This is a genomic window from Pseudomonas tremae (assembly GCF_001401155.1).
Taxonomy (GTDB): domain Bacteria; phylum Pseudomonadota; class Gammaproteobacteria; order Pseudomonadales; family Pseudomonadaceae; genus Aquipseudomonas; species Aquipseudomonas tremae.
Genome location: NZ_LJRO01000484.1, coordinates 1 through 425, shown reverse-complemented (window position 1 = coordinate 425; position 425 = coordinate 1). Strand labels below are relative to the sequence as shown.

The following is a 425-nucleotide window of genomic DNA, read 5'->3' as shown; positions in this document are numbered from 1 at the left end:
GCGCAGGCGTGTACCGAAGAGAAACTAGCTCGCAGTATTGCTGTGCAGTTTGGTCATCAGTTGCGCTTCGGCTTGGGTCAGGCCGCAGGACTGGGTCAGCTCATCGATGCTGGCACCCATGCCGACCAGGCGTGCAGCCTGGGCAAAGGACAGCGTGGAGGGATCGCGCTGTTCCAGTGCAGTGAGCTTGTCCGGCAACGGCGCAACGATGGCACGCAGCTCGTGCAACGCTTCGCCCATGCGCACCGTGCCGTTCTGGTAGTTGTCCAGGCGTCTGGCCAACTCCTTGATCCGCTGATCACGCAAGGCAGCCGCCTCATCACGCTCGGCATCGAGCTTGCGCTGACGCCTGGTATGGGCCAGGAACATAAACAGGGTGACTACCCAGAGAATGCCCAGGAAGAAGACAGCTACCTCAAAGATCA

Annotated in this window: 1 protein-coding gene; it reads right to left on the bottom strand. The window is 60.5% G+C overall.

Annotation, left to right across the window (positions count from 1 at the left end; all coding sequences use genetic code 11):
- Positions 1-24: 24 nt before the first annotated feature.
- The gene (locus tag ALO43_RS26795; protein ID WP_157062369.1) at positions 25-423 is read right to left on the bottom strand and encodes a DUF2802 domain-containing protein; all 399 of its coding nucleotides are present in this window, start codon (positions 421-423) and stop codon (positions 25-27) included.
- Positions 424-425: the final 2 nt, after the last annotated feature.